The sequence below is a fragment of the Pseudomonas sp. BIGb0176 genome, from assembly GCF_024810175.1.
GTDB classification, from domain to species: Bacteria; Pseudomonadota; Gammaproteobacteria; order Pseudomonadales; family Pseudomonadaceae; genus Aquipseudomonas; species Aquipseudomonas protegens.
This window is the reverse complement of sequence record NZ_JANUEC010000003.1, coordinates 1,019,261-1,033,094: the sequence shown is the minus strand read 5'-3', so window position 1 is coordinate 1,033,094 and position 13,834 is coordinate 1,019,261. Positions and strand designations below refer to the sequence as shown.

Genomic DNA, 13,834 nt, shown 5'->3' with positions numbered 1-13,834 from the left:
CACCGGCCGGATGCGCAGCCCAAGCGCGGGCGCGCACTGACAGGTTTTCCTGTTCTAAAAACGCTTCAGCGCGGTGGGGATTTACACCCCGGGGCGAGGAAATTGCACATGCCGCCCCGTAGGAGCCAGCTTGCTGGCGAAGGCGGTCTCAAGGGCCCCTTCGCTGGCAAGCCAGCTCCTACAGTGGACGGTGATGGGTCAGGCGCGGTGGGCAGGCAGGGTCAGCTCGACTCGCAGGCCATCGGGGCGGCTATCGAAATTCAGCTCGCAACCGCAACGCTGGACGATGGCCTGGACAATCGCCAGGCCCAGGCCACAGCCACTGCTCTGGCTGTCGCGCCAGAAGCGCTGGGTCAGGTGCTGCAAGTCTTGCGCGGGAATGCCCGAACCATGGTCGCGGACCTGGAAACGCACCCGGGCGCCGACTGTCTCCAGGTTCAGCTCCACCGGGCATTCTTCAGGGGTGTGGCGCAGTGCGTTGTCCAGCAAGTTGCGCAAGGCAGCGATGGCCAGGGTCGAGGGCATTTCCATCGCAGCCTCGCCGGCCTTGCCGTGCATATGCAGCTTGACCCGGGCCCGAGCGCCCACGGCGGCGTCCTGGATCGCCAGGCGCGCCACCTGCTCGGCGTTACAGTGCACACCGTCATCGAACGACAGGCTACCCTCGACCCGGGCCAGCAACAGCAGTTGCTCCAGGGTCCGGTGCATGCGGTCGGCCCCTTCTTCGGCTCGGGCCAGGGACTGGTCCCGGGCCGCACCTTCGGTCATGCGCGCCACTTGCAGGTGGGTCTTGATTGCGGTCAGCGGGCTGCGCAGTTCGTGGGCTGCGTCACCGGTCAGCCGGCGCTCGCGCTCGATGGTCTTGGCGATGCGCTGGAACAGCTGGTTCTGGGTTTCCAGCAGCGGCCGCAGCTCGCTGGGCATGGGCTGGATCTGCAACGGTTCCAGGGAGTCGGCGCTGCGGCGCATCAGCGCGTCACGAATCCGGTTCAGCGGGGCCAGGCTCTGGCCGATGCCCAGCCACAGCAGCCACAGGCAGCCGAGCAAGGCCACGCCCACCGGCACCGAAGCCGCCAGCAGCACCGACATGTTCAGGGCTTCGCGCTCGACCTGGCGATCCGCGGTGGTGATGCGCATGTCGCCGCGCACCAGGGTGAAGGTGCGCCAGGGCGCGCCGTCGATCATCTGGTCGTGAAAGCCCAGCTTCTCGGCTTCCAGCGGGTGCTCCGGAGTGCTGTGGCTGCGGGCCAGGATCTGCCCGCGCAGGGAACTGACCTGGCAGGCCATGCCGCCGGGGATGGTCAGGGCCGCGCTGTTGATCTGGTTGCTCGGGCCATGGGACGGCAGCGCCGGCATCTGCTCCAGCAGCCCGGCGACCATGCGCGCCGAGGCGACCAGGCGCTGGTCCAGGGAAAACATCATCTGGTTGCGCAGGTCACTGAGCATCCAGGCCGCGGCCAAGGCCCAGATCAGGATGAAGGCAGCGCCCAGGGTCATGCTCAGGCGCAGGCGCAGGCTTCTCACTTAGCGGTTCTCCTCACCGTCGGCCGGGCCCAGGCGATAGCCGAGGCCGCGCACGGTTTCGACGATGCCGTTGCCGAGTTTGCGCCGCAGGTGATGGATGTGCACATTCAGCGCGTTGCTCTCCAGCTCATCGTTGAAACCGTAGACGCTGTCCTTGAGTTGCTCGCTGGACAGCACCCGGCCACGGTTGTGCAGCAGCGCCTGGAGCAGGGATTGCTCGCGCCGCGAGAGGTCCACCGGTTGGCCGCCGAGCAGGGTTTCCCGGGTGCTCGGGTCATAGGTCAAGCGCCCGTGCTCGATCAGGTTGACGCTGCGCCCCGCCACCCGGCGCAACAGGGTGTGCAGGCGCGCCGCCAGTTCCCGCAGGTCGAAGGGCTTGAGCAGGTAATCGTCGGCACCGGCCTGCAAGCCATCGACCCGGTCGGTCACCGAGTCGCGGGCGGTGAGGATCAGCACCGGAATCTCCAGGCCCTGCTGGCGCTGCTGCTTGAGCAGCTTCAAACCGTCTTCATCCGGCAGGCCAAGATCCAGTACCATCACGTCGAAATCGGCCACGCCGAGCATGGCCCGCGCTGCCGAAGCGGTGGCCACATGCTCGACCGTCAGGCCCTGGGCCGTGAGGCCGGCGACTATCCCGCTGGCAATCAGCTCATCATCTTCACAGACAAGTACGTGCATGGTCGGTCCTGTACAAAGGCGTTGATTAAGCGGGCTGCGGATTAAGCGGACATTATGCCCGCCGTTTCCTGGCCACAAGCCAAGTATGGTTAATCATCGGTTAATCAGGACCGGCCATTGTGCTCGCAACTTGCACCGGTTTAAGGCTTGGCCATGCGTCGATTGTTTCTCCTGTTGTTCATGCTCTTCACCACACTGGCGCACGCCGGCAACAACCCGTTCGAGGTCAAGCCCGACTTCCTGCCGGTGGGCAAGGCCTTCGTCTTCACCTCCGAGCGCCTGCCTTCAGGGGAAACCCAGCTGTTCTGGCAGATCGCCGACGGCTACTACCTGTATCAGAAGCGCCTGAAATTCGACGGCGTGGCGCCAGAGCTGCAACCCACCCTGCCGGCCGGTGAAGACCACAGCGACGAATTCTTCGGCCAGCAGACGGTGTATCGCCAGGGCCTGGAAGTGAAGCTGCCGGCCGCCGCCAGCGGCAAGGTCAAGCTGGGCTGGCAAGGCTGCGCCGACGCCGGCCTGTGCTACCCGCCGCAAACCCTGGAAGTGGACCTGGGCGGTGCGCCGGCAGTGGCCGCCAGCAACGTCGCGCCCACCAGCAATGGCTCGGCCCAGGACCAGTTGCTGGCCAATGACCTGCAACAAAAATCCTGGGGCCTGGGCCTGCTGGCCTTCTTCGGTTTCGGCCTGCTGCTGGCCTTCGCCCCCTGCTCGCTGCCGATGCTGCCGATTCTGGCCGGCATGGTAGTGGGCAGCGGCGCCAGCCCGCGCCGGGGCCTGGCCCTGGCCTCAAGCTATGTGCTGTGCATGGCCCTGGTGTATGCCGGCATGGGGGTAATCGCCGCCCTTTTGGGCAGCAACCTGCAAGCCTGGCTGCAACAACCCTGGGTCCTGGGCAGCTTCGCCGCGCTGTTCGTGCTGCTGTCGCTGCCGATGTTCGGCTTCTTCGAACTGCAGATGCCGGCCCTGCTGCGCGACCGCCTGGAAGGCGCCAGCCGCCAGCGCCAGGGCGGTAGCCTGATTGGCTGCGGCATTCTCGGCGCGCTGTCGGCCCTGTTGGTGGGCCCGTGCATGACCGCGCCACTGGCCGGCGGCCTGCTGTACATCGCCCAGACCGGCAACGCGCTGTTTGGCGGCCTGGCCCTGTTCGCCCTGGGCCTGGGCATCGGCCTGCCGCTGTTGCTGCTGGTGACCCTGGGCAACCGCTTCCTGCCCAAGCCCGGCCCGTGGATGAACCTGTTCAAGGGTGTATTCGGCATCCTGTTCCTGGGCACCGCCATCTACATGCTGCGTCCGGTACTGAACCCCGGCCTGTGGATGGGGCTGTGGGGCGCCCTGGCCCTGGTGGTGGCCTACTGCGCCTGGCAGCAACGGGCGATTGCCGGCCGCTTGCTGCACCTGTTCGGTGCCGGCGCGCTGCTGTTCGCGGCCTGGGGCGGCATGCTGCTGGTGGGTGCCGCCGGTGGCGGCGACGACCTGTGGCGGCCGCTTAAGGTCTACAGCGGTGGCCCTGTGGCCAATAGCGTCACGGCCCATGATGCCTTCACCACGGTGAAGTCCCCCGCCGAGCTGCAAGGCGCCCTGGACAGCGCCCGGGCCCAGGGCCAGTGGGTGCTGCTGGACTACTACGCCGACTGGTGCGTGTCCTGCAAGATCATGGAGAAAACCGTGTTCGGCCAGCCTCAGGTGCTGGAGGCCCTGAAGGATGTGCGCCTGCTGCGCCTGGACGTGACCCTGGACAACGCCGACGGCCGCGAACTCCTGAGCCGCTACAAGGTGCCGGGGCCACCGAGCATGCTGTGGATCGGCCCGGACGGCAGTGAACGCCGCAGCCAGCGCATCACCGGCGAAGTGGATGCCAACGCCTTCCTGCAACGCTGGACCCAGACCCGGGAAGCCCGTTGATGCTGACCTTTACCATCGGCACCTTTGCCATCGCCCTCAACCACCTGCTGCTGATCAGTGCCCTGGCCCTGGCCACCCTGGTGGGCTGGCGCGTGGCCAAGCGCGGCGGTGACAACCCCGAATCCGTGCTGTTCAGCCTGTTCCTTTTGGGCATGCTCGCCGCCCGGGTCAGTTTCGTGCTCGCTTACTGGAAGCACTACCAGCACGACCTGTGGATGATCATCGACCTGCGCGACGGCGGCTTCCTGGCCTGGCCGGGGGTGATCGTCATGCTCCTGGCGGCCCTGGCCTGGGGCTGGAAACGCCCGGCGCTGCGCCGCCCATTGGGTGCCGGGGTGGCCAGCGGCCTGGCCTTCTGGCTGCTGGCGACCCTGGCCCTGACCCTCTACGACCAGGGCACGCGCCTGCCGGAAGTGGCCCTGCGCAACGCCGCCGGCGAAACCGTGCAACTCACCGACTACCAGGGTGGCCCGCTGGTGATCAACCTCTGGGCCACCTGGTGCCCACCGTGCCGGCGGGAGATGCCAGTGCTGGAGAGAGCCCAGCAGCAACGCCCGGACCTGACCTTCCTGTTCGTCAACCAGGCCGAAAGCATGCAAAGCGTCAGCACCTTCCTGGCCACCCAGGACCTGAACCTGAACAACGTGCTGTTCGACGGCAGTGGCCGCCTGGGCAAGGCCGTGGGCTCCATGGCCCTGCCGACTACGCTGTTCTATAGCGCCGATGGCCGCCTGCTGGGCAGCCACCTGGGGGAACTCTCGGAAGCCAGCCTGGCCCGAGCCCTGGAAAACTTCGACGGCGCCCACCCGACCTCGGTAGCCCCTTCAAGGAAACTGCCATGCCCTTCATCCGCCACTTGCTGAGCCTGTCTTTGGGCGCGGCGTTGCTCAACGCTCCGCTGCTACAGGCCGAGGAACTGCCTGCGCCCATCCGCAAGATCGAAGAAAAAGGTGCCAAGATCATCGGCAGCTTCGACGCCCCGGACGGCCTCAAGGGCTACGCCGCGCAGTACCAGAACCGCGGCATGACCCTGTACCTCACCCCTGACGGCAAGCACGTGCTGCTGGGCAACCTCTACGATGCCGACGGCAAGGACCTGAGCGCCGAACCCTTGCAGAAACTGGTCTACGCGCCCATGGCCAAGGAAGTCTGGGGCAACCTGGAAAAGAGCAACTGGATCGCCGACGGCAAGGCCGATGCACCACGCATCGTCTACCTGTTCAGCGACCCCAACTGCCCCTACTGCAACATGTTCTGGGAACAGGCGCGGCCCTGGGTCAAGGCTGGCAAAGTGCAGTTGCGGCATATCATGGTGGGCATCATCCGCGAAGACAGCCCGGGCAAATCCGCCGCCCTGCTGGCCGCCAAGGACCCGCAGCAGGCCCTGCAGGATCACGAAAAGGCCGGCAAGGGCAGCGCCCTGAAACCCCTGGCCAGCATTCCCGCAGCGGTGCAGGCCAAGCTCGACGCCAACATGAAACTGATGGAAGAGCTGGAGCTGTCGGCGACCCCGGCGATCTTCTACCTCGACGACAAGGGCGAGTTGCAACAGCAGCAAGGCGCCCCGGCCCCGGGCAAACTGACCCAGATCCTCGGCCCGAAATAACCCCGCCCCCTCCCCCGTAGGAGCCGGCTTGCCGGCGAAGGCGTCCGTCAGGCGGGCGCCTGGCTTGCAGGCCTCTTCGTTGGCAAGCCAGCTCCTACGGCAAGAGAGTCAGGCTTCAGCCGTTGCGCTGTAAAAACGCCAACAAGGCCCGGGTCACGAACTCCGGGTTTTCCCGGCTGGAAATATGCCCCGCCTCGGGAATCAGTTGATAAGGGCAGCCAATGCGCTCAGCCATCTCAACAGTTTCCGCAGGCGGCCGCGGCTGGTCCTGATCACCACACAGCAGCAAGGTGTTCTGCCCATCCAGGCGCTCCAGCTGATCCAGCACATCCGCTCGGCTGAAAGTGATGCGCCCCATGGGAATCACGCTCTGGCGCAGGCGCTCGGCAGGCAGTGCCGCGAGGCTGGCACGAAAATCCTGGAACAGCGCCGACTGCCGATCGATCCCCGGACGGAAGAAGATCGGCACCACGATGTCCAGCAGCGGCTCGGCGATCAGGCCGCTGTCCTCGATCTGCTGGAACAGGGAAAAGTAATACTGCCGGGTCGGCGCAGGCTCGGCGCCCAGGTAAGTGTCCATCAGCACCAGGCCGTCGATACGCTGCGGCGCCGCCAGGGCCAGGCGCGCGCCCCACATGCCCCCCACCGACAAGCCCACCAGGGTTACGCGCTCGATCTGCAAATGGTCGAGCAAGGCCAGCATCTGCCGCGCCACATCATCCAGCGACGCGGTGCCCTCAGGCAGCGCCCCGGACTGGCCATGGCCCCACAGGTCCACCGCGATCACCCGATACTGCGCCGACAGCGCCTCGATCTGCGGCGCCCACATGCCGGTGTCCCACAAATAACTGCCGGCCAGGAACACCACCGGCCCCTGGCCCTGGTCGAGGTAGTGCAACGGTTGTCCATCGATGGTGGCGAAAGGCATGGGCTAGCTCCTGCAGGAAATGACGAAAAAGGTCCGACAGACTGTGCCGTGAAAAAAGCCCAGTCAATCGGACCCGTCCGACAAAACGTATCAGGAGATGCCCGGATTCAAGGCCCGCGCTGACCGTCGAGCAAGGCCTCCACCACGGCCCTGGCCATTTCCACGGAATGCACCATGGACCAGATCAGCCCGCGCTCCAGGCCGCTGCCCTGCTGGGTGATTTCATCGCAGACCTCTTCGGCGCATTTGAGCAGCAGCGCCACATGCACCAAGGCCTCTTCGGCGCTGACGCCTTCGCGCACGCTGAACAGCGAGTCGGGGGAAACGGGTTTGGCTTGGGTCGTGAGCTGGAACACCGCGGGGTCCAGCGGTTGCCGGGCCAGGGCCACGCGCAGGGTGGCGTTGGCGGCCTTGAGGGCGGGATCGCGATAGGACGTGGGTGGATCGGGGACGAGCTTTTTCATGGTGTAACTCCGATATGAACTCAAAGGAGCCGTCACCGTTCGCTTGCACACGAATAGGGTGGCAGCCGTACGCAGGTGTGCAAGACCGGGCATATCGGAACCCGGCAGACTCGAAAGTCTCCCACGCACGGCTGCCATAACGCAGAAACAACGGGCAAAAAACCCCGAACTGCTTTTGACAACGATGCGCCGACATGACCGGACTTGCACATCCGAGCCATCGATTGAGCGATGGCTCCGGAACCCTAGCCCGCCCACCAGGCGCATTCAAGCGGCCCGCAGTTTCTCGGATTTGCCTTACAAAAGAAAGCGAACCGCCTGACTATCAGACGTTGTTCCTCAACATTCGGAGCCACTACGTTCCAGGGCAGCAGGCGCCTTCACGGCCATCTGCTCCCCTGGCCCTGCGTTACCAGTCGTAGCTCATTTCCACCGAAGCCACCCGCTCCTGGCCGTAGTAGCAGCCGAAGTTGTAGTTGCAGTCGGAGACGTATTCCCGGTCAAACAGGTTCTGCACGTTGAGGCTGCTTTTCAGCCCGCGCAGGCTCGGGTCGAGCTTGCCCAGGTCATAGCTGACGGTGGTGTCGTACACCACATAGGCTGGTGTGCTGAAGGTGCTGCCCGAGTCCCCCGGCTTCCTGCCGGTGTAGCGCGCGCCCACGCCAAAGGTCAGGCCGCTGAGCGCCGCCTGGGTGAAGTGGTAGTCGACCCAGGCACTGGCCGAGACCGGCGCTTGGGCTTCATTACGGTTGCCCTTGGTGGAGTCATTGGCCTTGGTATAGAAGGAATCGATGTAGGTGGCGGCAGCCATCACATCGATGTTGTCCAGGCTGGACTTGATTTCCAGCTCGATGCCCCGGGAACGAATCTCGCCCTGCTGCGCGTTGTATTCGGGGTAGTCGATGTCGTTGGTCAGGGCGTTCTTCTGCTTCACCTGAAACACCGACGCGGTCATCAGCGTCTTGTCCACGGGCTGGTACTTCACCCCCACTTCATACTGCTCGCCCTCGGTCGGCTTGAAGGCCTTGGCACCGCGCTCCGGGGCGCTGGTGCCCACGGTCGGCAGGAAGGACTGGGAGTAGCTGACATAGGGCGCCAGACCGAAATCGGTCACGTAGGTCAGGCCCACCCGACCGGTGAACTTGTGGTCCCGCTGTTCAACGATGCTGCGGGCCAGCAGGTCCTTGTTTTCCACTTCGGCCCAGTCCTGGCGGCCGCCGAGGGTCAGTATCCATTGGTCAAGCTTGATCTGGTCCTGGACGTAGACGCCGGTCTGGCTGACGGTGTTGTCCCAGCGCGTGGTCAGTTCGGGGGTGACGCTGCTGGTGTCGTAGTTGTTCTTGCCGTACAGGTCTACCGGCAAGACCCCGTAGGCGTTGTAGCCGGTGTACTTGCGATTGAAATGGCGATAGTCCACGCCCGCCAGGGTGGTGTGCTCCAGGGCACCGGTGTTGAAGCGGTACTCCAGGTTGTTGTCCAGGGTGTAGGCTGTGTTGTGCTGCTGCCAGTCGAGCTTGGTGCGGGTAGCTCGAGTGTAGTCGGTCACACCGCCAGCATCGGTGACGAAGCCACGCAGGTAAAAGCCCTTGTAGCGGTCGCGCACGTCGATGTAGCGCGCGGTGGAACGGAATTTCAGGTCGTCGTTGAGGGCCTGGCTCAACTCGTAGCCAAGGATGTACTGGTCGCGCTTGTAGTCGTTGTAGCGCGAATCGCCATTGAAGAAATCGCGGTCGATCTTGCGCCCATCGGGGCCGCGTTCGAGGGTGCCGATTTTCGGCAACGCCTGGTAGTCGGCCAGCCCGTCGTCGCGCTGGATCTGCGCAAACAGCGTCAGGCGCGTGGCGTCGCTTGGGCTCCAGGTCAGGCTCGGCGCCAGCAGGGTGCGCTGGCTGTTGGTGTGAGCCACCTGTTCGTTGCCCTTTTTCGCCACGCCGATCAGGCGATAGGAGAACTCTCCCTGATCATCCAGTGGGCCGCTGCTGTCCAGGGCGCCATAGACCCGGTTGTAGCTGCCCAGGCCGAACTTGACCTGATGTTGCGGCGTACTGCTGGGGCGTTTGGACACTAGATTGACCAGGCCACCGGGCTGGTTCTGTCCATAGAGCACCGACGACGGCCCCTTGAGTACCTCGACGCGCTCCAGGGTGTAGGGATCGATTTGCGGCGCCCCGCCCAGGCTGCCGGCATAGGGCAGGTAGGCGCCGTCCAGGTACAGCGGGGTCGGGGCGAAACCGCGGCTGGTGATCTCGTCGGCAATGGTATTGCGGTCGGTGTAGCCGTTGACGCTCAGTCCCGGCGTGTAGCGCAGGACCTGGGTCAGGTTGCGCGCGCCCTGGGTCTGCACCTGATCGGCAGTGACCACGTTGATGGTCTGAGGAATTTCCAGGATCGGCGTATCGGTCTTGGTCGCGGTGGCGCTGCGAGTAGCCACGTAGCCATCCACTGGCCCCCAGGCCTGCTCCTGATCCTGGCCCTGAATATGGGTCGGCTGCAGTTGCAACGCCGACCCCGTGGGCAACAGGTACAGGCTCCAGGTGCCACTGGGGGTGGTGGTCAGGCCCAGGCCGCTGCCCACCAGGGCCTGCTGCACAGCCTGCTCGGGAGTCAGTTGGCCACTGACCCGACTGGCGCGCTTGCCGCTGAGCAACTGCGGGGCCACCGACAGCACCCGGCCGCTGTCCCGGGCGATGCGGCTCAAGGTCTCACCCAGGTCACCGGCGGGCAGATCGAACGCTCGGGTGGCCTGAGCCTGCTGCGGGTCGGTCGCGGCATGGGCGACAGTGGGCAGAGCGGCGTAACTCAGAACGACAGCCATCGCCAGCAAGCTGGGACGGAAAATAATCTGGGACATGGAAAGGGCTCGTTATTAGGTTGGCTTTCCATAACCAGGACACGGGAAAAACCGAACCCCCTCACTGTTCCTGGCTTTTTTAACAATCAGCGCAGCTCGATACGGGTCAGCCAGAAGCCATAGCGAGTCACCTGGATCGGCAGGGTTTCGCCGAGGGAGCGCAGCACCTGATCGCTGTCATCCAAGGGGAACACCCCATAGACCCGGACCCGCGCCGCTTCCGGGCTGATGCGCAACAGGCCGCTGCGGTAGGGCCGCAGCAGCTCGATCAATTCGCCCAGGGGCTCGTTGCGCACATCGATGCGGCCGTCGAGCCAGTCCACCCGGGTACGCAACGACGGTGCCTGACGCTCGATGCCTTGAGCGCCGAAAGCAAAGGCTTCACCGGCCTCGACCCGCTGCTGGCGCCCCTGGGCGGTGGTCAGCAGCACGCTGTGTTGCTGCACGGAAACCAGACTGCCGAGATCGTTGCGGCTGACCATGAAACGGGTGCCCAGGGCCTGCACCCGCCCCTCGCGGCTTTCGACGATAAACGGCCGCGCCGGGTCGGCGGCGACGTCGACCTGCACCGTGCCTTCACGCAGGACGATGCGCCGCTGCCCGGCATCGAAGCGGATATCCACGGCGCTGCGGGCGTTCAGGTGGAGCCGACTGCCATCGGCCAGGATCATGGACTGACGCTGGCCGGTGGCAGTATCCAGGTCGGCCAGCACCTGACCCAAGGGCAACACGCGGTTAACCAGCCCGGCAGCACCGCCTCCCAGCACCAGCAACGCCAGCCCGCCGCCCAGCACTTTGCGCCGCGCTGGCGAAGGCAGCGATCGCAAGGCCCGGCTGGCCGCCTGCAGTTGCTCGCTGCTCTGCAGTTGCTGCAAGGGCTGGCTGAGCACGGCGTTGACCCGCTGCCAGGCAGCGGCGTGTTCGCCGCTCTGCGCCAGCCAGTGGGCAAAGGCTTGCTGCACGGCATCTCCCTGGCTGCTGGATTCCAGCTTCAGCAACCAGTCCACGGCGGCGCGATTGGCCTGGTCGCTGGCGGTACGGCTCATGCGGCGCGCTCGCTGAGGCAATGCAGGAAGGCTCGCCGCAGGTCGCGCTCGACGGTCGCCAGAGAAACTCCCAGGCGCTCGGCGATCTGCGGCTGCGCCAGGCCTTCAAGGCGATGCAGGATAAAAGCATGGCGCACCCGTTGCGGTAGACCTTCGAGCAGCCGGTCGATCAGTTCCAGCGCTTCGCGCACCAGCGCCAGCTCCTCTTCGGAGGGGCTGAAGGCCTGCGGCATCCGCGCCAGTTCCAGCAGGTACTGCTGCTCCAAGGCACGGCGCCGGAACAGGTTGCTCAACAAGCGCCTGGCCACCGTGGCGAGAAAGGCCCGCGGTTCGTTGAGATCGGCCAGTTGGCCGGCGGTCAGCGTGCGCACGAAGGTGTCCTGAGTCAGATCCGCGGCATCCTGCGGGCACTGCAATCGGCGATACAGCCAGGCACGCAACCAGCGGTAATTCTCGCTATAGAGGTTGGCAACTATGGCTTTGGTGTCTACGGGACTGTGCATCGAGACCGGCACGCTAATGGTAATTGTTATCATTATCCAGTTTGCCGGTCATGAAAATCAACGTTCGTCGTTGCAAATCCCCCAGCGCCGCGGCAAATCCGGGGGTGGCGATCAGCGGTACTCTTCCGGCGCTTCGCGTTCGAGGATTTCCTCCAGGTCGCTCAGGTCACCGCGCTCCTTGAGAATGCCGCTGACCTGGTCGATCCACGCCTGCTCCGAGGCAATCCCCGCCCAGGACTGGCTGCCGAAGCCGTGATACGGCCGGTCGTCGAACGTGCTGATCAGCAACTGGTTGAAGCGCCCGGTGTCCAGTTTTTTGCGCTGGATTTGCACTTGCAGCGCCCCCAGCACCTTCTGCTGCTCTTGCGGGTTGGGGCGATAGCGGTAGAGCCGCGGCGAGCTGAGCACCAGAAACTCCGGCGGCAGGTTTTCATCGATGGCCGCCTGCAGGCGGTAATGGCCATCGAGAATCAGATAGCAGCTCAGACCGGTGACATACCACAGCAGGATCGGCGGCAAGCTGCCTTCGCGGGCTTTTTTGCGCCACCACTTCAAGCGCCCGGAATGCGGGTCCACGGCATGCAGGCCGACTACTGCGCCACCGTACTCCCCCAACCCGACCCAGCGCGCCGTACCGGCCTGTTGGTTGTCGAGGATGTTGCGACCATAGATCGCCCACTGCGGCATATGGCTCAGGGCATCTTCACCGCCCTTGAAGTACCAGGCTTCGGTGCCGCTGAGCAGCGGCCGCATCGGTTTCTGCGATGCCGGGCGCAGGGCCCGCACCAGCCAGTAGCCGGGGTAAAAGAAGTCCGGCTGGTGCTGCATCAGTTGCTCGACGAAGAAGCGGCTCCAGGCCTTGAGGCGCAGCGCCGGGTCGAGGCGCGCCTGTTGTTCCACCTGAGGCGAGTCGATGGGGCCCACCAGGGTTTGCGGCAGTTGCTCCGGCAGGTGATTGCGCACCAGCCATACGCCATACAGGCAGCGGGACATGGTGCCCCAGAGCAGGGTCTGGTCGCCGAGCACCAACTGCATACGGCTGTTGTTGCCACTGAGCAGGCACAGGTTGGGCTTGCCGCTGGCCGGGCGTTTGACGTCCACGCCGAGGCCGTTCCAGTGGCCGGCCAAATCCTCGATATCACGCCAGAAAATCTGTTCCACGATTGTCCCTAATCCTTGATCAATGACCGGCCCTGCGGCGGGCAGGCGCGACTATAGCAGAGGGCTGGAGGGCGCATTCGCCTGTAGGAGCTGGCTTGCCAGCGAAGGCGGCCAGCGCCTTACCCATGGCGGCCAATGACCGCGTCTACTTCGTCTGCCAACCCTTGCCCGCCCAGGCACTGACGCACCTCGTCGCACCACTGCGACTCCGGCTCATTGCCGGCCCAGGCCGGGGTAGCGCTGCGGTACTGCGGCCGGTCATCGAACGCCTGGATCAGCACCCGGTTGAGGTTCTCGGTGCTCAGGGCCGGGTTGCGCGGCACCGCGTCGCCGCGCTTGCGCAGTGAATCCATGACCCGTTGCTGATGCTCCAGGCTCGGTGCGAAGCCGCGCTCGCGGGTGGCGCTGAGGACGATGAAAGATGGCGCGAGGTTTTCCGCGATGGCCGCCTGCAAACGGTAATGGCCGTCGATCACCACGTAGGACGCCAACCCGCCGACGTACCACAGCAGGATCGGCGGCAGGCTGCCTTCGCGGGCCTTCTTGCGCCACCACTTCAGGCGCCCGGCCTCAGGGTCGACACGGTGCAGGCCGATGAGCTTGCCGCCGCCATGCCACCAGTCGATCCACTCCAGGGTCTGGGGTTGCAGGTTGTCGAGAAAATCCTCGCCGTACAGGTGCCAGTTGGGCACATGGGTCAAAGGGTCGATCACCGAGGTGAAGCGCCAGTTGTCCAGGCCGCTCGCGGTGCTGGAGGGCTCCGGCAGCAGGCCCTGGGCCAACCAGAAACCGGGGGTGAGGAAGTGCCGGGCGCTTTCACTGAGACGGCTGACGAAATAGCGGCTCCAGGCCTTGATCCGCAGCTCGGGCGCCAGGGCGGCGTGCTGCTCCACGGTGGGTGAGTCGATGGGTGCCAGCAGCCGGCATGCGGCGCCGTCCGCCAGCGGGTTGCGCACCAGCCAGACGCCGCCGTGGTCCCGGGCCAGGGTGGCCCAGAACAACGGCATGTCGTGGTGCATCAGCTTGATCCGGGCATTGGCGCCGGTGCGCAGGTACAACGGCGGTCTGTCCGTGGAGCCCGGTTCGACCTCGACACCGAGGCCACTCCAGTTGCCCAGGGAATCTTCGATGTCGCGCCAGTAAAGCTGTTCTGCCATGGTTCCGGTCC

The 13,834-nt window shown here is 65.3% G+C and carries 12 protein-coding genes; 3 read left to right on the top strand and 9 right to left on the bottom strand.

Features of this window, described 5'->3' with window-relative positions; all coding sequences use genetic code 11:
- Positions 1-198 precede the first annotated feature (198 nt).
- Together M2395_RS22875 and M2395_RS22870 are read right to left on the bottom strand one after the other, a co-directional pair.
- Positions 199-1,524, bottom strand: a complete 1,326-nt coding sequence (locus M2395_RS22875; RefSeq protein WP_123431276.1) for an ATP-binding protein — start codon at positions 1,522-1,524, stop codon at positions 199-201.
- Positions 1,525-2,202, bottom strand: a complete 678-nt coding sequence (locus M2395_RS22870) for a response regulator (protein ID WP_011062456.1) — start codon at positions 2,200-2,202, stop codon at positions 1,525-1,527.
- Between the two features lie 153 nt (positions 2,203-2,355).
- Here M2395_RS22870 and dsbD point away from each other — a divergent pair, with 153 nt between their 5' ends.
- The 3 genes from dsbD to dsbG are packed head-to-tail and all read left to right on the top strand — an operon-like array spanning position 2,356 to position 5,713.
- The gene (gene dsbD, locus M2395_RS22865; protein ID WP_123431277.1) at positions 2,356-4,107 is read left to right on the top strand and encodes a protein-disulfide reductase DsbD; all 1,752 of its coding nucleotides are present in this window, start codon (positions 2,356-2,358) and stop codon (positions 4,105-4,107) included.
- Positions 4,107-4,970, top strand: a complete 864-nt coding sequence (locus M2395_RS22860; RefSeq protein ID WP_011062458.1) for a TlpA disulfide reductase family protein — start codon at positions 4,107-4,109, stop codon at positions 4,968-4,970. Before dsbD ends, M2395_RS22860 begins: the two co-directional genes overlap by 1 nt.
- Positions 4,946-5,713, top strand: a complete 768-nt coding sequence (gene dsbG, locus M2395_RS22855; RefSeq protein ID WP_011062459.1) for a thiol:disulfide interchange protein DsbG — start codon at positions 4,946-4,948, stop codon at positions 5,711-5,713. The genes M2395_RS22860 and dsbG overlap by 25 nt, the downstream gene beginning before the upstream one ends.
- Before the next feature lie 115 nt (positions 5,714-5,828).
- On the opposite strand, the gene M2395_RS22850 is transcribed toward dsbG, so the two are convergent.
- From M2395_RS22850 to M2395_RS22820, 7 genes are all read right to left on the bottom strand, one after another.
- A complete protein-coding gene (locus tag M2395_RS22850; protein WP_123431278.1) occupies positions 5,829-6,641 on the bottom strand; it encodes an alpha/beta fold hydrolase in 813 nt (270 codons plus the stop codon).
- 107 nt (positions 6,642-6,748) lie between these two features.
- Complete coding sequence (locus tag M2395_RS22845) at positions 6,749-7,105, bottom strand: DUF6124 family protein (RefSeq protein ID WP_041752435.1); 357 nt, start codon at positions 7,103-7,105, stop codon at positions 6,749-6,751.
- 409 nt (positions 7,106-7,514) lie between these two features.
- Positions 7,515-9,956, bottom strand: a complete 2,442-nt coding sequence (locus M2395_RS22840; RefSeq protein WP_015636487.1) for a TonB-dependent siderophore receptor — start codon at positions 9,954-9,956, stop codon at positions 7,515-7,517.
- A gap of 86 nt (positions 9,957-10,042) precedes the next feature.
- Positions 10,043-11,002, bottom strand: coding sequence for a FecR domain-containing protein (locus M2395_RS22835; RefSeq protein ID WP_015636488.1), 960 nt, complete (start codon positions 11,000-11,002; stop codon positions 10,043-10,045).
- Positions 10,999-11,505 (bottom strand): sigma-70 family RNA polymerase sigma factor, encoded by a 507-nt coding sequence (locus M2395_RS22830; RefSeq protein WP_041752437.1) that lies wholly within the window; start codon positions 11,503-11,505, stop codon positions 10,999-11,001. The genes M2395_RS22835 and M2395_RS22830 overlap by 4 nt, the downstream gene beginning before the upstream one ends.
- 111 nt (positions 11,506-11,616) lie before the next feature.
- Positions 11,617-12,666: a hypothetical protein gene (locus M2395_RS22825; protein WP_053153012.1), complete on the bottom strand. Its 1,050-nt coding sequence runs from the start codon at positions 12,664-12,666 to the stop codon at positions 11,617-11,619.
- A 119-nt stretch (positions 12,667-12,785) separates the two neighbouring features.
- On the bottom strand, positions 12,786-13,823 hold the full coding sequence (locus M2395_RS22820) for a ParB/Srx family N-terminal domain-containing protein (protein WP_123431279.1): 1,038 nt from the start codon (positions 13,821-13,823) through the stop codon (positions 12,786-12,788).
- Between the last annotated feature and the right edge of the window lie 11 nt (positions 13,824-13,834).

Excerpts from the sequence above, each read along its gene's own strand:
- M2395_RS22870 (WP_011062456.1), bottom strand. The coding sequence starts at position 2,202 with ATGCACGTACTTGTCTGTGAAGATGATGAGCTGATTGCCAGCGGGATA.
- dsbD (WP_123431277.1), top strand. The coding sequence starts at position 2,356 with ATGCGTCGATTGTTTCTCCTGTTGTTCATGCTCTTCACCACACTGGCG.
- M2395_RS22860 (WP_011062458.1), top strand. The coding sequence starts at position 4,107 with ATGCTGACCTTTACCATCGGCACCTTTGCCATCGCCCTCAACCACCTG.
- dsbG (WP_011062459.1), top strand. The coding sequence starts at position 4,946 with ATGCCCTTCATCCGCCACTTGCTGAGCCTGTCTTTGGGCGCGGCGTTG.
- M2395_RS22850 (WP_123431278.1), bottom strand. The coding sequence starts at position 6,641 with ATGCCTTTCGCCACCATCGATGGACAACCGTTGCACTACCTCGACCAG.
- M2395_RS22845 (WP_041752435.1), bottom strand. The coding sequence starts at position 7,105 with ATGAAAAAGCTCGTCCCCGATCCACCCACGTCCTATCGCGATCCCGCC.
- M2395_RS22840 (WP_015636487.1), bottom strand. The coding sequence starts at position 9,956 with ATGTCCCAGATTATTTTCCGTCCCAGCTTGCTGGCGATGGCTGTCGTT.
- M2395_RS22835 (WP_015636488.1), bottom strand. The coding sequence starts at position 11,002 with ATGAGCCGTACCGCCAGCGACCAGGCCAATCGCGCCGCCGTGGACTGG.
- M2395_RS22830 (WP_041752437.1), bottom strand. The coding sequence starts at position 11,505 with ATGCACAGTCCCGTAGACACCAAAGCCATAGTTGCCAACCTCTATAGC.
- M2395_RS22820 (WP_123431279.1), bottom strand. The coding sequence starts at position 13,823 with ATGGCAGAACAGCTTTACTGGCGCGACATCGAAGATTCCCTGGGCAAC.